At 63.5% G+C, this 21060-nt stretch carries 24 protein-coding genes; 10 read left to right on the top strand and 14 right to left on the bottom strand.

Annotation, left to right across the window (positions count from 1 at the left end; translation table 11 throughout):
- Positions 1-7 precede the first annotated feature (7 nt).
- Both SPHS8_RS14040 and SPHS8_RS14035 read left to right on the top strand, forming a co-directional pair.
- Positions 8-544: a 2,4'-dihydroxyacetophenone dioxygenase family protein gene (locus tag SPHS8_RS14040; RefSeq protein WP_201516053.1), complete on the top strand. Its 537-nt coding sequence runs from the start codon at positions 8-10 to the stop codon at positions 542-544.
- Between the two features lie 179 nt (positions 545-723).
- Complete coding sequence (locus tag SPHS8_RS14035) at positions 724-1473, top strand: IclR family transcriptional regulator (RefSeq protein WP_201516052.1); 750 nt, start codon at positions 724-726, stop codon at positions 1471-1473.
- 93 nt (positions 1474-1566) lie between these two features.
- Here the strand turns inward: SPHS8_RS14035 and desA are convergent, their stop codons facing one another.
- On the bottom strand, positions 1567-2961 hold the full coding sequence (gene desA / locus SPHS8_RS14030) for a syringate O-demethylase (protein ID WP_201516051.1): 1395 nt from the start codon (positions 2959-2961) through the stop codon (positions 1567-1569).
- Positions 2958-3692 carry an alpha/beta fold hydrolase gene (locus SPHS8_RS14025; protein ID WP_236575161.1) on the bottom strand — a complete coding sequence of 245 codons (735 nt, stop codon included), beginning with the start codon at positions 3690-3692 and terminating at the stop codon, positions 2958-2960. Before SPHS8_RS14025 ends, desA begins: the two co-directional genes overlap by 4 nt.
- A gap of 136 nt (positions 3693-3828) precedes the next feature.
- On the opposite strand from SPHS8_RS14025, the gene SPHS8_RS14020 reads away from it, so the two are divergent.
- From SPHS8_RS14020 to SPHS8_RS14005, 4 genes are read left to right on the top strand one after another with little or no spacing between them, the layout of a single operon-like run.
- Positions 3829-4707: a methylenetetrahydrofolate reductase gene (locus SPHS8_RS14020; protein WP_201516050.1), complete on the top strand. Its 879-nt coding sequence runs from the start codon at positions 3829-3831 to the stop codon at positions 4705-4707.
- A gap of 25 nt (positions 4708-4732) precedes the next feature.
- On the top strand, positions 4733-5593 hold the full coding sequence (purU, locus tag SPHS8_RS14015) for a formyltetrahydrofolate deformylase (protein ID WP_201516049.1): 861 nt from the start codon (positions 4733-4735) through the stop codon (positions 5591-5593).
- The gene (locus SPHS8_RS14010; RefSeq protein ID WP_201516048.1) at positions 5562-6467 is read left to right on the top strand and encodes a bifunctional 5,10-methylenetetrahydrofolate dehydrogenase/5,10-methenyltetrahydrofolate cyclohydrolase; all 906 of its coding nucleotides are present in this window, start codon (positions 5562-5564) and stop codon (positions 6465-6467) included. Before purU ends, SPHS8_RS14010 begins: the two co-directional genes overlap by 32 nt.
- Complete coding sequence (locus tag SPHS8_RS14005) at positions 6460-6813, top strand: dihydroneopterin aldolase (protein WP_201516047.1); 354 nt, start codon at positions 6460-6462, stop codon at positions 6811-6813. Before SPHS8_RS14010 ends, SPHS8_RS14005 begins: the two co-directional genes overlap by 8 nt.
- Before the next feature lie 25 nt (positions 6814-6838).
- Here SPHS8_RS14005 and SPHS8_RS14000 read toward each other — a convergent pair whose 3' ends face one another.
- From SPHS8_RS14000 to SPHS8_RS13965, 8 genes are all read right to left on the bottom strand, one after another.
- The gene (locus SPHS8_RS14000; RefSeq protein WP_201516046.1) at positions 6839-7777 is read right to left on the bottom strand and encodes a helix-turn-helix domain-containing protein; all 939 of its coding nucleotides are present in this window, start codon (positions 7775-7777) and stop codon (positions 6839-6841) included.
- Positions 7778-7866: 89 nt separating this feature from the next.
- On the bottom strand, positions 7867-8820 hold the full coding sequence (locus SPHS8_RS13995) for a PDR/VanB family oxidoreductase (protein ID WP_201516045.1): 954 nt from the start codon (positions 8818-8820) through the stop codon (positions 7867-7869).
- 17 nt (positions 8821-8837) lie between these two features.
- Positions 8838-9941, bottom strand: a complete 1104-nt coding sequence (locus SPHS8_RS13990) for an aromatic ring-hydroxylating dioxygenase subunit alpha (RefSeq protein WP_201516044.1) — start codon at positions 9939-9941, stop codon at positions 8838-8840.
- Positions 9942-10131: 190 nt separating this feature from the next.
- Positions 10132-11130, bottom strand: coding sequence for an NADP-dependent oxidoreductase (locus SPHS8_RS13985; RefSeq protein ID WP_201516043.1), 999 nt, complete (start codon positions 11128-11130; stop codon positions 10132-10134).
- Positions 11127-11624, bottom strand: coding sequence for a PaaI family thioesterase (locus SPHS8_RS13980; RefSeq protein ID WP_201516042.1), 498 nt, complete (start codon positions 11622-11624; stop codon positions 11127-11129). The genes SPHS8_RS13985 and SPHS8_RS13980 overlap by 4 nt, the downstream gene beginning before the upstream one ends.
- 14 nt (positions 11625-11638) lie before the next feature.
- Positions 11639-12337 carry an SDR family NAD(P)-dependent oxidoreductase gene (locus tag SPHS8_RS13975; RefSeq protein ID WP_201516041.1) on the bottom strand — a complete coding sequence of 233 codons (699 nt, stop codon included), beginning with the start codon at positions 12335-12337 and terminating at the stop codon, positions 11639-11641.
- Positions 12330-12923, bottom strand: coding sequence for a 2-hydroxychromene-2-carboxylate isomerase (locus tag SPHS8_RS13970; protein WP_201516040.1), 594 nt, complete (start codon positions 12921-12923; stop codon positions 12330-12332). The genes SPHS8_RS13975 and SPHS8_RS13970 overlap by 8 nt, the downstream gene beginning before the upstream one ends.
- The gene (locus tag SPHS8_RS13965) at positions 12923-13417 is read right to left on the bottom strand and encodes a winged helix-turn-helix transcriptional regulator (protein ID WP_201516039.1); all 495 of its coding nucleotides are present in this window, start codon (positions 13415-13417) and stop codon (positions 12923-12925) included. The genes SPHS8_RS13970 and SPHS8_RS13965 overlap by 1 nt, the downstream gene beginning before the upstream one ends.
- 406 nt (positions 13418-13823) lie before the next feature.
- Here SPHS8_RS13965 and SPHS8_RS13960 point away from each other — a divergent pair, with 406 nt between their 5' ends.
- Genes SPHS8_RS13960 through SPHS8_RS13950 form a run of 3 tightly spaced genes read left to right on the top strand, consistent with a single transcriptional unit; the run spans position 13824 to position 15156 of the window.
- Positions 13824-14072: a hypothetical protein gene (locus SPHS8_RS13960; RefSeq protein ID WP_201516038.1), complete on the top strand. Its 249-nt coding sequence runs from the start codon at positions 13824-13826 to the stop codon at positions 14070-14072.
- Positions 14069-14440: a response regulator gene (locus SPHS8_RS13955; RefSeq protein WP_201516037.1), complete on the top strand. Its 372-nt coding sequence runs from the start codon at positions 14069-14071 to the stop codon at positions 14438-14440. The genes SPHS8_RS13960 and SPHS8_RS13955 overlap by 4 nt, the downstream gene beginning before the upstream one ends.
- A complete protein-coding gene (locus SPHS8_RS13950; RefSeq protein WP_201516036.1) occupies positions 14437-15156 on the top strand; it encodes a Crp/Fnr family transcriptional regulator in 720 nt (239 codons plus the stop codon). Before SPHS8_RS13955 ends, SPHS8_RS13950 begins: the two co-directional genes overlap by 4 nt.
- A 613-nt stretch (positions 15157-15769) precedes the next feature.
- Here the strand turns inward: SPHS8_RS13950 and SPHS8_RS13945 are convergent.
- The 4 genes from SPHS8_RS13945 to SPHS8_RS13930 form a co-directional block, all read right to left on the bottom strand.
- Complete coding sequence (locus SPHS8_RS13945; RefSeq protein ID WP_201516035.1) at positions 15770-16447, bottom strand: MucR family transcriptional regulator; 678 nt, start codon at positions 16445-16447, stop codon at positions 15770-15772.
- Between the two features lie 600 nt (positions 16448-17047).
- Positions 17048-17323, bottom strand: coding sequence for an HU family DNA-binding protein (locus SPHS8_RS13940; RefSeq protein WP_097093579.1), 276 nt, complete (start codon positions 17321-17323; stop codon positions 17048-17050).
- Between the two features lie 210 nt (positions 17324-17533).
- Complete coding sequence (locus SPHS8_RS13935) at positions 17534-19147, bottom strand: phytoene desaturase family protein (protein WP_201516034.1); 1614 nt, start codon at positions 19145-19147, stop codon at positions 17534-17536.
- Between the two features lie 37 nt (positions 19148-19184).
- The gene (locus SPHS8_RS13930; protein WP_097093577.1) at positions 19185-20174 is read right to left on the bottom strand and encodes a bile acid:sodium symporter family protein; all 990 of its coding nucleotides are present in this window, start codon (positions 20172-20174) and stop codon (positions 19185-19187) included.
- Positions 20175-20261: 87 nt separating this feature from the next.
- On the opposite strand from SPHS8_RS13930, the gene SPHS8_RS13925 reads away from it, so the two are divergent.
- Positions 20262-21020, top strand: a complete 759-nt coding sequence (locus SPHS8_RS13925) for an enoyl-CoA hydratase (RefSeq protein ID WP_097093675.1) — start codon at positions 20262-20264, stop codon at positions 21018-21020.
- The last annotated feature ends 40 nt before the right edge of the window (positions 21021-21060 follow it).

Here is a 21060-nt window from a genome sequence, read left to right as displayed (position 1 = left end):
CATCATCATGTCCACTACAATGACTGCCCCGCCATCGACCGCCTTCAAGATCGTCGATGTTCCCGAAAATCTGTCCCATGTGATCGACGCGCGCGGCGTGAAAGGCAGCTTCGTCGGGCCGTCGGAGGCGGAAAGCCCCTGGGTGCCCTTTGGCGACAATGCCGCCATCCGTCACCTGGCCTTCGACGTCCGCCAAAACATCTATTGCAACGTGCTCTGGCTGAAGGGGCCCGGCGTGCTCGGCACCCACAAGCATCGCGGGCGGCTGGTCATGATGTGCCTGGAGGGCAGCCTGCGCTATCTGGAACATGACTGGGTGGCGGGTCCAGGAGATTTCTTCCTGGAAGTGCCGGGCGAACGCCACACGCTGGTCAGCGAACATCCCCAGGGCGGCAAGCTGTGGGGATGGATGCAAGGTCCGATCGAATTCTACGACGAGGAAGGCCAGTTCGTGGAAACCGCCGACGTGTGGTGGTTCATCAACCATTATGAGAGCTACTGCCGGGAAAACAACTTGCCCATCAACCCGCAACTCTATCTCTGAGAGGGGGCATCCGCCGGGGGCTGGCCCTCCCCCGGCGGATGATTACGTTTTGCTGGGAAGGTCATTCACGGAATGGCTTGTGCGCATCGGTGATGATTGGCACTTTCAGGAGCGCAGCGGATCGCTCATCTTTTCCGCGTGAGGCTATCCCATTTCATTCCTGATGCTACAGTCGCGTCATGAACGAACAAACGCTTTCGCCCACCGTCAAATCCGCCATGCGCACGATCGACATCATCGAATATGTCGTATCATGCCGCCGCCCGCTGGTGGCGCAGGAGATCGCGCAGGCGTTGTCGATCCCGGTCAGCAGCCTGTCCTACCTGCTCGCGACCCTGACGGAGCGCGGCTATCTGCAACGCGAAGGGCGGCGTTATAGCGCCGGGCCGGGGCTGGCCCGGCTGCAAGGGCCGACGCCCGCCTTTTCGCTGGCCGAACGGGCCGCACCGCTGGTCAGGTCGCTACGCGTCCAGTTGAACGAAACCAGCTCCTTCTTCGTGCGCCAGGGGTGGGAGATGGAGGCGCTCGTCACCGAAACCAGCGACCATGCCTTGCGCTATGCCGTGCAGACCGGCCGCCGCACGCCGCTGCATTGCTTTTCGGCGGGCAAGGCGCTGCTCGCCGCGATGCCGGATTACGAGTTCGAACGCTATCTGAAGGAAAGCCGTCGCGAGGCGCTGACCCCGACGACGATCACCGACGCGGATGCGCTGCGGGAAGAGATCGGGCTGGTCCGGCAGACGGGCGTGGCGCGCACGCGGGAAGAAAGCACGCCGGGCATTTACGGCCTTGCCTATGCCGCGCAGGTGGACGGTGAAGTGGCTGGCGCCTTCAGCGTCGCCGTGCCGGTGGTCCGGTTCGATGAAGAACTCGACCGCCGCGTCGTTTCCGCGCTGACACGGACGGCGGCGTTGTTCGATATCGCCTGAAGGGCGTGCCATTGCAGCAGCACCATGGCGCGTTTCCGCTCCCGAAAAAAATCCGGCGGGGCGTCAGGGAGAAAACGCCCCGCCGGTCGATGATCAGGCGGTCTTGCGGGTCCGCCATCCATCCGCATAGCTGTCACGCGCGACTTCGGAATAGGGCGCGGGGCTGACAGTGGCGTGGATTTCGACCTGGATGTGCGGCTCGACCGTCGGCTTGCTGGTGCCGCCATCGGGTTCGCCCCACAGCAGCGTCACCTTCGTGCCCGGTTCCGCATATTCCGCGTCTACCATGGCGAGGGTCAGCATCCGGCCTTCATTGGCGCTGTAGCCGACCCAGGTGGACAGGCCGACCTGCTTGCCGTCGACCAGTACCGAGTCATAGGGATGCATCGAATATACCGCCGAGGGAAACTCGAAATATTTCGCGCGGTCGCCCTTCTGGAAGGCGGAGCTGATGACGCGGGCGACGTCCTCGCTGTCGAGCGCCAGCGTCACCTTCTTGCGGTGCGGTCCGGCCGCGATTTTCTCCAGCGCTTCCCGGCCGATAAAGTCATGGTCGAACTTGACGAAGGGACCATAGCCAAGATCCCATGGCGTCAGATAATAGCCTTCGATGCTGTCGGGGACATAGCTGCCGCCGATCGACGCCTTGGCTTCATAGGAGTTGGCGGTCAGCCATTCGCGATAGGGCTTGAGCGCTTCGCCGCTGTAAACGGCGGGCAGCGGAGAGGGGATCCAGCCCGACTCCAGCGTGTTGGAAGAATAGGTACGCCCACCGACCAGCGTCAGGCCGAAAGCTTCTCCGGCCTTGATCAGCGCCTGACGTACGGTTTCGCGTTCCGCCCAGGGGCCGAACAGCTCATAGCCCGGCTGGCCCGCCATGCCATGGCGCAACGCACGGACCTTGCAGCCTGCAATGTCGAGCGTGGTCATGTGGAAGAATTTGAGGTCGGGCGGGGTCTGGCCCATCGCCGCCCCGAGCGTCTGCATCGCGTTCGGTCCCTGCAACTGATAGCGATAGGATTTGCGGTTTTCCGGATCGGGACGAACGGCGGTGCGCTCGTCGCGTTCGACGGTGACGTTCCACTCGCCGGTCTGGGCATGATATTCGACCCATTCGATCGCGGGCGCGCGGCCGACCAGGTTGAAGCGGTTTTCCTCAAGGTAGAAGAGGATGACATCGCCGATGACATAGCCGTCGGGCGTCACAGGCACCCACTGCTTGGCGCGGTCGGGAATGAATCCCTTGAAGCTGTTGATGCCGAGATGGTTCAGCATCGCGAAGGCGTCCGGCCCGCTGACTTCCAGATCGACCATATGATAGGATTGGTTGAACAGCACCGCAGTCTGCGCCCAAGCGGTCTGTTCGTTGCGCCAATTGGAATATTCGGCCGGAACGCCGGGATAGGCGTTGGGGCCGGTCTGCTGGTTGCGCAGGAAGTGAACCAGGTCACCCTTGCCCTCGATCAGATTTTGCAGGCTGTCAGTCATTCATCTTCTCCCATCATGGTTTCGGAACCGGCGGGCATTTCCAGCCAGCCGGCTATGGCTTCGTTAAGGGCATCAGGCGCTTCGGCGGGCAGCATGTGACCCGCCCCGGCGATGATCTTGAGCTGCGCCGCGGGAATGCCCGCGGCGATCAAGCGGTGCTGTTCGGGCGGGCTCCATTGGTCATACTCGCCCACCCCGACCAGCGTCGGGCAGGCGATGCGGGGCAACAGCGATTCGACCTCCGGACGGCCAAGAAGCGCGGTGATCTGCGCTGCATAGACGTCGATGCCCGCCTGGACCGCCATTTGGTGCAGCGGCTCGATCAACTGTCGATCGGCGTGGCGGCCGGGCGCGACCATGGGAGGAAGCCAGCGGTCTACGAGCGCCGCCATGCCCTGTTCACGGCCTAGCGCCAGCAGCGCGTAGCGCTTTTCCGCTTCACCAGCACGCACCGGGTGGACGCCGGTGCTGACCAGCGCCAGCCGTTCGACGCGCTCGGGCGCAAGCCGCGTGACCTCCAGGGCAACGCGCGCACCCATGGAATGGCCGAGCAGCGACATAGTCTGCGGCCCGGAGGCGAGAACGCGCCGCGCCATTTCAGCGATGCTGTCAGAGGTCCCGAAACCATCGACTGCAAAAGCGTCCGGGAAGCGCTCCATCTGCGCCGCGAACATGCGGGAATCGCAGAGAAGGCCGGGTAGCAGGACGAGCTTTGAGGAAGACAGCGGCACGAGCCAAATCGCTTTCAATTCGTATTCATGAAATTTCCTATATACGAATTATGAGAATGACGCTAGAGAAGAAATGGCAAAAAGATCGAGCGGCAGAGGCTGCCCGGCAAAAGCTGGAATATACAGGAGAGCGGTCATGGCGGGCGCGGCGACGATCCACCCGAACTGGGAACAGCATATCCCCAAGCGGATCACCGATGGCTATTCGATCGAGATGACGGCCAAGGATTGCGATGCCCTGCGCACCGCCGCCTTGATGCTGGCACCCGAAACGCCGATCGCCATCACTTTCCTGCCCGGTGAGACGATCGACGCGCGGATCGCTGCGGCGAAGCTGGTCCGCGACCTTGGCTTTGAACCCATGTCGCACCTGTCGGCGCGGCGGATCGGCTCCTATGAGGAGTTGGAGCAGACGGTGCGCCGATCCACGCAAGAGGCTGGCGTCCGGCGCATGTTCTTGGTGGCGGGTGATCCCCCCGTCCCGGCGGGGCCGTTCGAGGATGCGCTGTCCTTGTTGCGGACGGGCCTGTTTGAAAAGCATGGCGTGAAGGCGATTGGCATTGCCGGGCACCCGGAAGGCCATCCCGTGATGGATGAAGAAGCGCGGTGGACCGCACTTCTGGCCAAATGTGCGGAGGTGTCGGATCGCGGCATGGCCCCGTTGATCGTCACCCAGTTCGGCTTTGATGCCGCGCCGGTGCTGGATTGGCTGATCGAATTGCGGAGGAGGGGGATCGATGCGCCGGTGCGGATCGGCGTGCCGGGGCCAGCGGGTATCAAGACGCTGCTGCGCTTTGCCGCCCATTGCGGCGTCGGCGCGTCCGCGTCTGTGCTTGCGAAATATGGCATTTCCCTGTCGCGCCTGCTGGGCGCTGCCGGGCCCGACCGGCTGGTGGGCGACATCGCCGCTGGCCTTCACCCCGGCCATGGCCCGGTGCGGCTGCACTTCTATCCATTCGGGGGCTTGGCGCGCACGGCAGAGTGGATCGGGCAGCACCGGTCGAACCAGAATTGACGCATATCATCCATAGGGGGATCGATTGACCCAGACATGCATCCTGACCCTGTCCTGCGCCGACCGGCCGGGCCTGGTCGCCACCGTGGCCGCTTTCCTCGCTTCGCACGGTGGCAATATCCTCGAAGCGCAGCAGTTCGACGACCGGGAAAGCGGCCTGTTCTTCATGCGGGTCGTGGCGGAGCTGGCTGAGCCGTGGAACGACATCGACAAGCTAAGCGCGGCTTTCCGGATGGTGGCGGACGATCATGGGATGATCTGGAGCCTGCGCGACGCGGCGGAACGGCGGCGCGTGCTGTTGCTGGTGTCGAAGTTCGACCACTGCCTCGGCGATCTGCTTTATCGGCATCGCATCGGCGAACTGCCGATGGATGTCGTCGGCATCGTGTCCAATCATCCGATGGCGGCCCTCAACACGACGATGATCGGGGACATCCCCTATCATCATCTGCCCGTGACGAAGGAAACGAAGGCGCAACAGGAAGCGCAGATCAAGGCGGTGGTCGAGGAAACCGGCGCGGAGCTGATCGTACTGGCGCGCTACATGCAGATATTGTCGGACGACCTCGCCGCCTATCTTTCCGGCCGCTGCATCAACATCCATCACAGCTTCCTGCCCGGCTTCAAGGGCGCCAAGCCCTATCACCAGGCGCATGCGCGCGGCGTCAAGATGATCGGCGCGACTGCGCATTACGTCACCGCCGACCTGGATGAGGGGCCGATCATCCATCAGGATGTCGAGCGGATCAGCCATGCCGACAGTCCCGACGATCTCGTCCGCAAGGGCCGGGACATCGAACGGCGCGTGCTGGCGGCGGCGGTCGCCTATCATCTGGAAGACAGGGTATTGGTAAATGACGGCCGCACAGTCGTTTTCCGCAACTGACCTGCGCGTGGCCCGGACCATCGACGGCAGGGCGCTCGCCCGCGCGATCGGCGTGGAGACCGCACGCCGGGCGGCGGAGCTGCATGCGCGCACCGGGGTGCTGCCAACGCTTGCCGTCGTGCTGGTGGGCGAGGACCCCGCAAGCCAGGTCTATGTGCGCCGCAAGGTCAAGGAAACCAGGGCAGCGGGCATGCGGTCGATAGAGCATCGGCTGGACGCATCGATAGCCGAAGGCGAGTTGCTGGCGCTGATAGCCTCGCTGAATGCCGATCCCGCCGTCCATGGCATATTGGTGCAGCTGCCGCTTCCCAGGCAGATCGACGCGACGCGGGTGCTGGACGCGATCGATCCGGCCAAGGATGTGGACGGGTTCCACCCGGTCAATGTCGGGCGGCTATCGACCGGGATCGGCGGGCTGGTGCCGTGCACGCCGCTTGGTTGCATGCGGCTGCTCGATACGGTGGTGGAGGACTATCGCGGCCTCAACGCCGTAGTGATCGGCAAGTCCAACATCGTCGGCAAGCCTGTCGCCATGCTGCTGCTGGAACGCGAATGCACGGTCACCGTCACTCATATCGCCACCAAGGGCCTGGCCCGCATCGTGCGAACCGCCGACATCGTCGTCGCCGCCGCCGGCAGCCCGCGCCTGGTGCGAGGGGATTGGGTGAAGCCCGGCGCGATCGTGATCGACGTCGGCATCACCCGCGTGACGGATGAGGATGGAAAGGAACGGCTGGTGGGCGATTGCGCCTTTGACGAACTCGGCCATGCCGGTGCGGTGACGCCGGTGCCGGGCGGCGTAGGGCCGATGACCATCGCCTGCCTGCTTGCCAATACGGTGCAGGCGGCCAGGCGGGCGGCGGCCCTTGGCTGAGTCCTGCTCCTCGACGCGGGTCGCCGTGCGCGACCTGCCGCTGATGGCGGACATCGGCATCAATCCCGACGAGATCGGCACGCTGCAACCGCTGGTGGTCAGCGTGACGCTGCTGGTCGATCCGGTGACGCAGGACATGCTGGGCGCGACGATCGACTATCGCCGCGTCCACGAACTGGCGCTGACCTTGGCCGAAAAGCGCATCGGCCTTATCGAGACCTTCGGCGCGGAACTGGCGCGATCCTGCCTCGCCTTCGACCGAGTGCGTCAGGCGGAGGTCACGATCGACAAGCCCCGCGCGCTGCCGTCGGGGATGGCGTCAGTGACCATATCGATGTCGAGGTGAGGCGCGGCCGGGGCGGGACGCGTCGTCACCCGTTCCTGAAAGAGGTCGGCGGCCGCCCGAATTCCTGCGCGAAGCAGCGGGCGAGATAGCCCGGATCGTTGAAGCCGCAGGCATAGGCGATCTCGCTCACGGTCAGGTTGCGGCATCCGCTATCCTCCAGCATCGCGCGGACGCGCGCCAGGCGGATCATGCGCAGCTCTCGCCCGGCGCTGCTGCCTGTTGCGGCGAACAGGCTGTGGAGATAGCGGACGGATATGCCATGCTGCGCCGCGATGGCTGCGGGCGTCAGGTCAGGGTCCGCAAAGCGGCTGGACAGCGTCCGGCGGATCTGGTGCAACAGACGGCGACGATGGGTCGTTTCCTCGCCCGCCAGCCCATCACACATCAGCGCCAGGCAGCCGCCCAACTGGTCGGCGATCAGATGAGCGGGCAGGGGCCGCCCTTCCTCCACGGCATGGGCGACACTGTGCAGCAGCCCGTCGATCGCAGCGCCCCACGGCGAAGTCCCGACCAGCGGGCGTATGGTGCAGGCATAAGGGTCAGGGAGCCAGCGTTCGACCCAGGCGCTGGGGAGCGCCACCAGATAGGCCTCGGAAAATGCCGAGGTGACGAAGCTGAAATTGTCGAGATGGCTGAACAGTAGCGCCTCACCCGCGCCCAGCGTGGCTTCCCGCCCGTTCTGGCGCAGGGTGATGCCGCCGCTGCGCATGTAGACGAGGTCGAAGCGTGGCGACGCGCCATGGCGTCCGCTGGCGTCGTGCACCCCCTGCTGACTGGCTGCGCTGATGACGGAAAATTGCACGTCACCGATATGCTGCTTGCGCAATTCGCCGCGGAATGCCGCCCGATCCGGCACGCGAATGTCGATCGGCGTCACATGCGCCTGAACCTCTGCGTGCCAATGAACAAAGGCGGGTGCGCCGTCCAGAGTGGCGGTCGATACATGATAGCCGGGGCCATTCACCCGCAGTCCGTCTCCTTCCCGCGCCTTTGGCCGCGCGTTCGGTGGCGATGATAGCGGCAAATGACCCCATGCGCCACAAGGACCTCGGGTCAGAGGTCCAGCAGCAACAGCGCCGATCGCGCGCGCGAACAGCAGGGGGTGAAAAGCTTGCCCTCATCCCGTTCCTCATCCGTCAGATAGCTGTCGCGATGGTCCGGCGCGCCCTCCAACAGGCCAGTGAGACAGGTGCCGCACACGCCTTGTTCGCAACTGACAGCTATGTCGATGCCCGCCTCGATCAGGACGCTTGCCGCCGATCGGCCCGGCGGAATCGTGAAGGTCTTGCCGGTGCTGGCGATGCGCACGTCGAAGTGCCGGTCGCCTTCCTGCATCAGCGGCTCAGCCGCTTCGAACAGTTCGCGATGGATATTGGCCTCCGCCCAGCCGAGCCGAAGCGCTTCTTCCCGCACGGCGCTCATGAAGCCTGCGGGGCCGCATATATAGACATGCGTGCCCGCGCCGGGCGGGCCGAGCGCTGCCGCCGGATCGAAACGGGCCTGCCGGTCATGCTGGCTGAAATAGCTACGCCCGCCCACGGCCTCGACAGCATCGCCAAATGCAGCATTTTCCGGCGTCCTGCAGCAATAATGCAGATCGAACGGACTCGCTTGCCCGGCCAGCGTCGCCGCCATCGACATGATCGGCGTGATGCCGATCCCTCCGCCGATCAGGATGTGGCGGTTGCCCCCTTGGGCGAGCGCGAACAGGTTGCGCGGCGCGCCGACGCTGACCTGCCGCCCAGGATGGAAAGCGTCATGCACCCGCGCCGATCCGCCCCGTGATTGCCGCTCGCGCAGTACCGCGATCTGGTAGCGGTGCCGCTCAGCCGGATCATTGCAGAGCGAATATTGCCGCACCAGTCCATCATCGATCAAAATGTCGATATGCGCGCCCGCCGTGAAGCGCGGCAGGTCCTCGCCGTCCGCACGCGCCAGATCCAGGCGCACGATGTCGGGAGCCAGCAGTGTTCGACTTGTGATTTCGAGCGCTAACCCGTCAGCCATCCTGGCCATCACCGGCCTCAGACTACCGGCTCGACAGGCAGCCGCGTGCCAGCCTTGCGCCTTAACAGGTCAAGCGGAGCCTCCGCGCCCGGCTGCGGCAGCGCTCCTGCGGCTTCATCGGCAATCAGCTTCTTCATGATGCGGCGCGCACGGGTCGCGGCGACGTCTGCGGACGCCATCACCGGGCCCATCTCATCCAACGTGCGGGTGCCCATCATGCGCTGCTGCTGTTCCAAGATCGGCTTGTCCTGCCCGACGAACGCGATCTCGATCGCGGCACGCCACATCTCGTCCACCGACAGGTCATCCATCTTGTAGTTGCGGGCGAAGGACCAGAAATACCAACTGGAGGTCGCGTCCTTGGGCGTCAGGAGGTCGCAGCCATAGAGCCAGACGCCATCGTCGCGGGTCTTGCCCACGGGCGTCACGCCGACGTCAAGCAGCAGGTTGCCCGGCGGGTCCCAGCGCATATAGGCCCAGTGATCGACATTTTCGGCATAGTTATCGAACGCGGCGGCCCAGGCAGGCGGCGCTGCCCCATCGTGCGCCCAACGGTTCGACCAGACTGTCGTACCGCTTTGCAGCGTCTCAAGCTTGCTGCGGGTCAGCGCCTCGCTGTTCAAAACGCCTTCATGGACAAATTCCGCATGGGTCAGGTCGAGCAGGTTGTCGCTGATCAGCTCGTAATTGGCGGCGACCTCCATCATCCCTTCGATCCGGCGAAAGGACGGATCGTTGTTGCAGGAAAAGTCGGGGATCGTGCTTTCGTCGGCATGGTCAGGATCGCCCAGCCACAGCCAGATCATGTCGTACCGGTCGACCACGGCATAGCGTTTAACCCGCATCTTCGCGGGGATGATGCCATCGATCAGCGGCGTCCGGGTGCAGCCGCCCGACGTGCCGAAACGGAAGCCGTGATAGCCGCACTGGATGTCGTCGCCGATCAGTTTTCCCGCGCTCAGTGGCGCGAAACGGTGCGGGCAGACATTGCCGAGCGCGACCGGATCGCCATTTTCGGTACGGTAGAGAACAATGGATTCATTGCAGATCTGCCGTTCCAGCAAGGTGCGGCCGATCTCGCTGCTCCAGGCGGCGACATACCAGCAATTTTTGAGGAACATGTTCCTCTCCCTTTAGATCGCGAGCCACTGCGGGGCCCTTCGCGCATCAAGGATAGATCGGCGCGCATGATCTTGCGTGGACAGGAGAGCATAAAAGCTGGGACAGGAAAGCAGTGCCGGAAAAAGGCGGCAGCCCAGATGCAAAAATCTCCGCCGCTCTTCGTCGTGCTCTCCCGGCCTTGGGTTATCGCTACATCATTCGCCGGATGACAACCTTGCCCCTGGCCCGGCCGGATGCTGAGCGCTCCAAGGCTGCCGGCGTCTCGTCGAACGAGAAGCCCTGGTCGATCACGGGGCGCAATATGCCTGCCTCGATCAGCTTGCCGATCCGCGCCAGTTGGCTCCCGTCGGGATGCATGAAAAGAAAGCTGTAGTCGATGTCGCGTGCCCGCGCCTTGCGGCGGATGGACGCGCTGCCTAACCGGATGAGTTGACGGACGATCCAGCCCGCCCCGACCATGCGCGCAAAGGCCGGATCGGGTGGCCCGGCGATCGAGATCAGCTGGCCGCCGGGTCTAAGCACATTCAGCGACTTTGCCGTCACCTCGCCACCCAGCGTGTCCAACACCATGTCATAGCCGCTCAGCAGTTCTTCGAACGCCTGGTTTTGATAATCGATCACCTCGTCTGCGCCGAGATCGCGGGCCAGCGCGATATTGGACGTGCCGACCGTGGTCGCGACATGTGCGCCCAAATGCCTGGCAAGCTGAATGGCGACCGTGCCGACGCCGCCTGATCCTGCGTGGATCAGCACCCGCTGCCCCGCTTGTACCTTCGCCCGCTCGACCAGCACCTGCCATGCAGCCAGCGCTACCAGGGGAAATGATGCCGCAGCAGCCGGATCGAGGCCAACCGGCATCGGGGCGAGATCGCCCGTAGCGACCGCTATACGTTCCGCGAAGGTGCCGATACGGTCGCCGCCGACGCAGGCGAACACATGATCGCCGACCCGCCAATCTCGCACCCCTTCGCCAACGGCAACGACTATTCCTGCGAGGTCATGGCCCAGGACCAGCGGCATCTTGTAATGCAGGATCGCCTTGAACGCGCCTTTGCGAAGTTTCTCGTCAAGCGGATTTACGCTGCTCGCCATGATGTTGACGACGACCTCGCCCGGGCCTGCCACCGGTTCGGGCAGGTCATGACGCTTCAGCAGCGCGCCATAATGATCGATGGCATAGGCCTTCATCGGCTGCCTCCCGATGGCGACCGGGCGTCCAGCGTGCCGCGTGCCCCTGCTTCTGCGTCGAAGATCAGCAGCGTCGACGTCGCTGTGGCGCACAGCCGCCCCGAACCATCGTGCAGGCTCGCCTCGGTGAAAGCGACGCGCCGTCCGGAAGAAAGGACGCGCCCGGTCGCGCGCACCGTGCCGCTGTCGACGTTCAGCCCACGCAGATAGGATATCTTCAGCTCCAGCGTCGTGTAGCCGCGCCCTGCATCCAGCATGGTATGAAGCGCGACGCCGCATGCGCTGTCCAGCAGGGTCGCAAAATAGCCGCCATGCACCGTGCCAAGCGGGTTATAGACGCTGCGGTCGGGCGTGCCCTCGAAAACGGCAAGGCCCCGGTCCACCTCTACCAGGTGAAAGTTCAGCGTCTCGCCGATCGGTGCCTGCTGGCCGTTCGCGATCATCGCCCGGATTTGCGCCAGCCCATCCGGCAGTGCTTCGCTGGCCTCGCTCATCGGCGCCGTCCTTTTCACCATGGCTCGTGGAAAGGCCGCACCTCGGCCAGGAACGACCATGCGTCTCGCGGCTGGTGGGCCAGGTGGAACAATTCGGCCGCGATCGATGTCGGCGAGATGAAGAAGTCGTCCGGCTTGTCGGGTTGCAGCTCGCGCTGCCACGGCACGTCGATCGCCGCGTCGATGACGAGGTAGGCGACATGAACGCCCTTGGGACCCAGATCACGCGCCAGCGATTCTGCCAGGATACGCTGGGCCGCCTTGGTCGGGGCAAAGCCTGCAAAGGCCGCCTTGCCGCGTTGCGAAGATCCATTGCCGGTGACCAGGATCACGCCTTCGCCAGCGTCGACCATCGCAGGCGCCGTCAGCCGGGCGAGATGGAACAGCGCCAGCGCGTTGATCTCGAAATTGCGGGCGAGTGTTTCCGCCTCGACCTGTTCGAAGGTGCCGAACGCGCCCCCGACCGCATTGTGCACCACTACCTTGGGCGGCCCCACCCGCTCGATCGCCCGCGCCAGCGCTTGCTGATCGGTCACATCGCACGGCACCGCGATCGTATCGGGAATCTCGTTCGCCAGCGCCTCCAGCCGGGCCGCGTCGCGGGCGAGCATCGCCACGCGATACCCCCCGTCCACGAAGCGGCGAACCGTGGCGGTTCCCGTTCCCGGCCCGACCCCCGTCACCAGCGCGAGCGGCTTTGCAGGATCAGTCATGGCGGCCCTCCAGACGCGCAATTTCCTCGCGCAGGAATTCGATGCGGTCATTGCCGAAGAACATGGCATCGCCCACGATCATGGTTGGCGATCCGAACACGCCGCGCGCCGCCGCCTCTTCGGTGAAGCGGTCGAGCTGCGCCGCCGTCTCGGCCGCATCGATCCGCTCTGCGATCTTGGCCGTGTCGATGCCCGCGTCGGAAAGTTCGGCCAGCACCGCCGCGCTGTTGCCCAGCGTACGCCCCTCGCTCCAAATCGCGCGATACAGGGCCAATGTCACCGCATCCCGCTGTTCCGGCGCGGCTGCGATCACGGCGCGGGCCATCGCCGCCCCGTCATTGGCCTTCATGTCCGACGGGTTGATCGCGACGGCATAGCGCTGCGCCCAGCGGCCAAGGTCGATGCGCGCATAGGCGCCCTTTGCCTCGCAGGTGAGGGTGGTCGGCACATTGCCGACCTTTTCCATGAGGGCCAGAACCTTCATCGGCTTGAAATCGATCTCCGCGCCCAGCTGCCGCAGCTGCGTGAAGGCCAGATAGGAATAGGGACTGCGGAAATCGTAGAAAAATTCGATCGTCACGGGCATCAGTCGTCTCCTTTTGTATCGAAGAGCCGGCGGATGGCCTCGTCCGCGCCGGGGCCGGGCCGCAGCCGCGCCCGTTGGAGCGGCACCACCTCGCTCGTTTCCGCGTCGATCAGCGCCAGGGTGAGGGGGTGTCCGCTCTGCCGGTCGACCATCTCGATCGCGGGCTCGCCAAATCCGCTCGCGTCCCACCGGTCGCCCCATTCGCGCAGCGCCACACTGACCTTCCACAGGTCGCGGCCCTTGGGCGTCAGGCGATACTCATCGCGCGGCGGATGATCCTGATATCGCACGCGCTCGACGATGCCCGATGCGGCGAGATGCTTGAGCCGCGCCGCCAGCGTCGCGGCGGGAATGCCCGTGCTCGCCCGCAGATCGTCATAGCGCGCAAGGCCCAGCGACAGGTCGCGGATCACCAGCAACGCCCACCTGTCCCCGATCAACTCCAGCGCCCCGGCAATCGAACAGCGCATCCCCGAAAAGGATTTGGTCTTCATTCCACCGCTCCTGCAACCCAGGCCAAGCCACCGCCGATCGAGTCACTTCATTGATTGAAGTAACATAGCGCGGCCTCCCGGCGATACAAGTCCCCCGCGTCTCCACGTGTCAGCCTGCCCTGTCTGGCCCTGCTTTAGGTTAACCCGTCGATTATGCCGCGACGGGCGGGAGCCAATCCTCTTCCCCATTGTTTCCCTTCTGCTCACGCATAGCTTAAGGCACTATCCGTGTTTCTCGTTCGGGGAGGAAAGGCGGCGGGCGTTATTGGAGGTCAGCGGCATGCGGACCGGCATTTCCGAAAGGTGCGCTCATCCGTTGCAGGCGGAAAGCGGCCTGCCCAGCCCCTTGCCGCGCATCTGGGGCGCTGACTCTTCGCCAAGGCGCGATATTCCTTGGCTTGTTAACATGGATGATAGTGCCGATCCCATTCTCGACCTTAGATGGCGGGAACGGGGAATACCGGCAGTTCCGGTCAGACCAGCGCTAGAAGGGTTCGGACGGGAATTGATCGAGGAAGCTTTGCCCCGCCGGCTCGGTGCCACCACCAGTCCGCAATTTTCAGGCGGCGGCATTTGCTGCCGCATCACCATGCCGCTCGACATCCATGACGATGACAGCGGCTTCCCCATCCTGGAAGAGGAGGACGGCCGATGACCGAAGGTCTCACTGGCAAGCGCATCCTCATCATCGAGGATGAATATCTGATCGCTACCGATCTCAAGCGGGCGCTTACCGAAGCAGGAGCGATCGTCGTCGGCCCGGCGGGCACGCTGGAGGCCGCGCAAATGCTGGCCGAGGAAGATATCGACCTTGCCCTCCTGGACGTCAATCTGGACGGCGAACACAGCTATCCGCTGGCAAACAGGCTGCGCGATCGTTCGGTGCCCTTCGCCTTTCTGACCGGCTATGACGAATGGGCTCTCCCGCCCGCCTATCGGGAGGTGCCCCGGCTCGGGAAGCCGTTTGCAATGGCGCAGTTGATCAATGAATTGACGGCCCTCAGTCCGGCCGATCAGACATGACCGCCTTCTCCCGCCTTGCCGACCCGGCGCATCCGGCGATCCGCAGGCTGGCCGCGCTGGCTCCACTCGATCCGTCCGCACGAACTGCCCTTGCCGATGCCGCCCTGCGCAGCCGCGCGCTCAGGCCTGCGCGCGAACTGCTCGCCGAAGGTGCGCCGATCGCCAATCCGCTGCTGATCCTTAGCGGCTGGGCCGCTCGCGTCCGCTTCCTCACCGATGGGCGGCGGCAGATCATGAGCCTCCTGCTGCCCGGAGACCTCATCGGCAATTGCCGCCACAGCCGCCCCTTGTCGGTATCGACCATCGTGGCGCTGAGCCCGCTGACCGTTTGCGCGGCGCCGTCCCCCGGTTCCCCGTCGCTCGAAGAAGCCTATCATGTCAGCCACGCGCTCGATGAAGCCTATCTGCTCGCACAGATTACGCGCCTGGGACGCTTCAGCGCGGAAGAGCGGGTAGTCGATCTCATGCTGGAACTGCGTGACCGGCTGACGCTGTGCGGTCTTGTTAGCGATGGCGGCTTCGCATGGCCCCTGACGCAAAGCGCCCTTGCCGACACGCTCGGCCTTACCCCGGTCCACGTCAACCGCACGCTTCAGCAATTACGGCGCCGCGGTGAAGTCGTCCTGCGCGCGGGTCGGCTCCAGTTGACCGATCCCGCCGAACTGATCCATCGCGTCGGCCATATCACGGCGCACGTTACCGCTACGCAGAGTTGAGTCCGGGAAAAGCAGATCAGGACTGCGGCATTGGCTGCGATGATAAGTCTTCAAACCAAGAGAATAATTGTCGGCATCACGATCGTCGCGGACAAATCACCTGAACTGGTTGAGTTCAGCCAAAGGCTTAAATTCCTTCAGCAATAAATTGCGCTGCTCGATATTTATCATGATGTTCAATTATACGAACAACATGAATGACGGCAGAGCACCTCACTTCTCCTCTCCCCTTCAGGGGAGAGGATAGGATGCCTTGCTGCGCCAGCAGCTAGGCGAACTTGGAGAGGGGGGAGGGGGCGAAAAAGGCGGCGTGGAAGAGAGAGGATATGCGGCTCCTTCCCCCTCATCCAACTCCACCTAAGCGGCTCCGCCGCCAAGGCTCCATATCCTTCTCCCCAGAGGAGAGAAGGGACATGTGCAAACGCTCTGATTCCAGTTCCTCGCCGCACCGGCCGAGCCCGTCGCTACCCAAATTCGAACAACGCTGACCCACCCCCATCGATCGCCAAGAAAAAAGGCGCGATGCTCATCAGCACCGCGCCTCATATCCATTTCTTTCAACCTCCCGCCAGCACCTTAAAGGCACCGGCTGGAAGATTTGAACGACGCTATCTCAGCTGTTGGTTTCGGCCGGAGCCGGAGCTGCCTTGGCACGTGCCTTGCGCGGCGCCTTGGCGGCCTTGGGCTCTGCGCCACCGGCGGCGTCGGCCGCCTTAGCGGGCGAAGCCTTGGCGGCAGGCTTTGCCGCTGCCTTTGCGGGCTTGGCAGGCTTGGCCGCCTTGCGCGCGGGAGCCTTGTCGCCAGCGTCTGCGGCTGCAGCCTTGGGAGCGGCCTTTGCGGCGTCTGCCTGCTTGGGCGCTGCGGCCTTCTCTCCACCGTTGGCGGCGGCAGGCTTGCGGCCAAGGCCCAGACGCGTGGCAACCGCGCGGCGGGCTTCGGAATAGCTCGGCGCGACCAGCGGGTAGGATTTGGGCAGGTTATAGCGCTCGCGATATTCATCGGGCGACAGGCCATGCGTCGCCAGATGACGCTTCAGCGTCTTGTAAGGCTTGCCATCGATCATGCTCAGGATGTGATCAGGCGAAGACAGGCTTTTGCGGACGGAAACCGCAGGCGTGTAAGTCGCCGCCTGCGCTTCGTTAGCATCCGCCGCCGGATCTTCAGTCAAGGCGATCCGCGTCGTACGGATAAGCTCGGCCAGCCCTTCGCTCGTAACCGAATTGTTGGAGACAAACGCACTCAAAAGCTGAACTGTGAGCGTCGTGATGTCGGGCTGCGATTCTTCAGACATTGGTACGCTTCTCCACACCGAATAACTGGGGCGACCTTCTGCGCGCTTTCAATTCAAATGTAAATAAGCTTTGCTCTTTTAGTCTCACGATATCTGTCCCTATGATGGACGATTCAGATGTTTTGCGCCCATGGCCGCCTCACTAGACTGCTCATCTTGGCCCGCCGAATTGTTGACGCGGCAAGCAAGCATAGTGATTGAACATGCTTCAGCTTAGAATTGGGCCTGTAATCATCCTATGCATTGCTGCACCGGAAGCGCCTCTGATTTCCGGCTGCGCGGAATGGTTTACGGCCTGCAATAACTTGGGCGAGCGTCCCCCAGGATCGAACAGCGGACGCGTGACGCGGTGTCGTTCGGTTTATCGCGGCTAAACCCTATTGGCGGGACAATGATCCCGCTTTTCCCCAAGACGGCAAAAAAAAAGGGCCGATCCCGAAGGACCGGCCTAATGAGTTTTTAGGAGAGGATGCCTGAAAGGCAGGGCGGCATTTGCCGCCGCGGCCCCCTCCTGACAATTGTTTAGATCGGCAGTTCGATTGCACGTCATGCAATCGTAACATATCGGCACTCGTCCTACTCGGACGAATGCCTGGCCTTTTAGCCGTTCAGCTGATCCTTGACCGCCTTGGCGGGGGTGAAGGTCAGCTTCTTCGACGCTGCGATCTGGATGGTCGCGCCAGTCGAAGGATTGCGGCCTTCACGCGCCGGCTGGTCCTTGACCTTGAACTTCCCAAAGCCGCTCAGCGAAACTTCGTCACCCTTGGCAGCAGCGCCAGCGATAGCGGCAAACACGCCGTCCACATATTTGCGGGCGTCGGCCTTGGTCAGGCCATGCTCGGCTGCAACTGCTTCGGCGAGTTCGGTATTGTTCATCGATCGTCTCCCTTTCGTGGACGACGGGTCTTAACCTGTCTTATCGCCCGCAACTAGAGGGGTTTTTGCCGATTAACCGACATTTTCATGCCGGATTCGACCTAATCCGGGGGTTAAAGAGCGCTCCTGGCCTGTTCGGACCTTCCGATCCTCTCTCCGCCATGGTGATTCCCGGGCGTCCCGGACGACTCCTGATCGCCTCAAGCCGGGTCAAACGCTCCGCCGCTGCCACAGCCGGCCACCCAGCGCCTTGTCCTTCAGCACCGCGCGCGCCGCATTATGTCCCGGCGCGCCGCTCACGCCTCCGCCCGGATGCGTGCCCGCGCCGCACATGTAAAGGCCCTCAACAGGTCCGCGATATGCGCCCTGGCCCAGCACGGGCCTTGCCGCCCACAACTGGTCCAGCGTCATGGCGCCGTGCATGATGTCGCCGCCGACCATGCCGAACTTCCGCTCAAGGTCGAGCGGCGACAATATGTCCCGCGCGATCACCGATGCGGCAAAGCCCGGCGCATAAGCATCGACCGTCGCGATGACATCGTCCGCCGCTGCTTGCCCAGCACCGTCCCAGCTTCGTCCATCCGGCAATTGCGGCGCAAATTGCTGGCAGAACAGGCTTGCGACATGACATCCCGGCGGGGCAAGGCTGTCGTCGATGATCGACGGGATCAGCATTTCGACGATCGGCGCGCGAGACCATCCTTCTGTCTTCGCGTCCGAAAAGGCGCGGTCCATATAGTTCATGTCCGGCGCGATGATGATCCCGGCTTCCAGATGTTCGCCCTTGCCCGGCAGGCAGGAAAAATCCGGCAGTGCCGACAGGGCGACATTCATGCGGAAACTGCCCGATCCCACTTTGAAGTTCCGCATGCGCTTGCGGAAGTCTTGCGGCAGGTCGGCGGGGTCCATCATCTGTTCGTACAACAGCCTGGGTCCGACATTGGCGATCACCGCCGTGCCCATGACCTCTTCGCCGCTTTCCAGGCGCACGCCCACGGCGCGCCCGCCGTCCACCAGCACATGCTCGACCGGCGCTTCCAGGCTGATCTCGACGCCCATCGCTCTTACGACCCGCGCCATCGCCTGCGTGATCGCGCCCATGCCGCCGACGCTATGGCCCCACGCACCCTTCTTGCCGTTCACCTGTCCCATGACATGGTGCAGCAGGACATAGGCACTGCCGGGCGTGTCGGGGGACGCGTAGTTGCCGACCACGGCGTCGAAGGCGAAGACCGCCTTGACCGGATCGCTTTCGAACCAGCCATCCAGGAACGCGCGGGCGGATTTCAGGAACAGGTCCAGCAGGTCGCGCCGTGCCTCCAGCGGCAGTGCCGCCACCCGCTTGCCCTGCGACAGGGCCGCGATCAGCATCGGCAGCCCGTCGCCCGCATTGGGCGGCGTCTCCAGCATCAGCCCGCGCAGCACGTCCGCGATCCTCTCCAGCGTTGCCTGGTAATGGGGAAGGGCGGCCGCATCCTTCTTGCTGAACTTGGCGAACTCTCCTTGCGTCCTTTCCAGCCCGCCGCCCACTTTCAGATAGCGTCCGTCGGGCAGCGGCAGGAAATTGGCGATCGGCCGCTCGATCACGCGATAGCCGTGATCGGCGAGCGCCATGTCCTTGATCACCTTGGGATGCAGCAAGCTGACGGTGTAGCTCGCGACGGAATTGCGGAAGCCGGGGTGGAACTCTTCCGTCACCGCAGCGCCGCCGATTATGCCGCGCCGCTCCAGTATCCGCACCTTGTACCCCGCCCGCGCCAGGTAGAATGCGCAGACCAGCCCGTTATGCCCACCCCCGATAATGACCGCGTCATATTTATACATATGTACAACAACTCGGTTGGCGGGGGGAGGGTTCTCCTCAAAACTCTTTTAATTCACTACTTCCTTCACGACTTCCATACCGCCGCGCCAATCCCGCGCAAACCATCAACTGAATCTGATGGAACAGCATGACCGGCAATAATATCGGTCCCACCGCACTTGCCGGAAAAAGAACCCCCGCAATTGGCACCCCCGTCGCCAGACTCTTCTTCGACCCGCAAAACTGCAACACCACCGCATCTTCCCGCGACAGTCCCAGCAGTTTTCCCAGTCCCCAGGTAAACAGCAGCACCACTGCCAGAATAGCGATCGACAACAGCGCCATCAGCATCAATTCACCACGCGAAACCTTGTGCCACAGTCCCTCGACCACGGCCGCGCTGAATGCGGAGTAGACGATCAGCAGGATCGATCCCCGATCCACCCGTCCCAGCATAGCCTTGTGCCGCGACACGAAGCCGCCAATCCACGGCCGCGCCAGATGACCGAGCAGGAAGGGCAGGAGCAATTGCAGCACGATCCCCTCGATCGCCGACAGGGAGATCAGACTGCCTGCGCCTCCCGCCGCCTTCTGCATCAACAGCGCCACCAGCAACGGCGTCAGCACGATGCCCAAAAGGTTGGAAAAGGACGCACTCACCACCGCCGCCGCGACATTCCCGCGGGCAATCGCCGTGAAAGCGATCGACGACTGCACCGTCGATGGCAGCAGCGTCAGGAACAGCAATCCCGCCCGCATCTGAACTGGGATCGCCTCCACCTGCTGCGTCGCCAGCCCGATCAGCGGGAACAGCGCAAATGTCGTTCCCAGCGTCGCCAGATGCAGCTTCCACGCCTTCGCGCCGTTCCAGATCGCGTCACGTGACAGCTTCGCGCCGTGCAGGAAGAACAGGAGTACGATACCCGCGTCCGCAAATATCCCGACGACATGCGCGCCCTCTCCCCGCGCGGGCATGAAGGAGGCAAGCGCCACCATCGCAATCAGCAGCATGAGGAATGGGTCGGCAATTTCCCGAAGACGGCTCATCCCTGCGGCTGTAGGCAGTCTGGCGGGAAAAGAATAGACGCCGGGCCAATTCGCCGATTAGTGGACAGTCTGGAAATGGAGACTGACATGAGCGACGAGATCGGTATCATCGAACGGGACGGCGTCCTGGAAATCCATATCGATCGCCCGGACAAGAAGAATGCGCTGACCGCGGCCATGTACAACAGCATGACAGCCGCCCTTGCCGATGCGTCGGCGCGGAAGGATATCGGCGCGGTCCTGATCGCGGGAAAGGGAGACGCCTTCTGCGCGGGCAATGACCTTAAAGACTTCACGCAAGGCCCGCAGGGCGGCGCCGCGGCATTCGCCTTCATCCGCGCGATCGCAAGCTTCGACAAGCCGCTGGTCGCCGCCGTCCAGGGACTGGCGGTGGGCGTGGGCACGACGATGCTGTTCCACTGCGACCTTGTCTATGCAGCGCCCGACGCTCGTTTCATCATGCCTTTCGTCAATCTCGGCATCGTGCCGGAAGCAGGCTCAAGCCTGCTCGCGCCTGCCACCCTGGGCTATGCGAAGGCGGCGGCGATGTTGTTGTTGGGCGAACCGATGGACGCCGAAACGGCAGATCGCGCGGGCTTGGTAACGGCTGTCATAAACGGCAGCGAACTGGTCGAGCATGCTCGCGCAAAGGCATCCGCTCTCATGCAAAAGCCGCCTTTGGCCTTGGCCGCCACTCGGCGTCTGTTGAAGGGTGATCAGGCGCTGTTGCTTGATCGCATCGACGAGGAAGCGCGGCTTTTCGAGCAGATGCTGGAGTCGGAAGAAGCTCAGGAAGCCTTCGCCGCTTTCTTCGAAAAACGCCCACCCAAGTTCCGCCGGACCTGATAGCGAAGATGCAGGACGCGCGCCGCGCTAGAAAAGTCCA

The organism is Sphingobium sp. S6 (genome assembly GCF_905120495.1).
GTDB classification, from domain to species: Bacteria; Pseudomonadota; Alphaproteobacteria; order Sphingomonadales; family Sphingomonadaceae; genus Sphingobium; species Sphingobium agri.
Note: the sequence above shows the minus strand (reverse complement) of the source record. Positions and strands in the feature narration are given on the sequence as shown.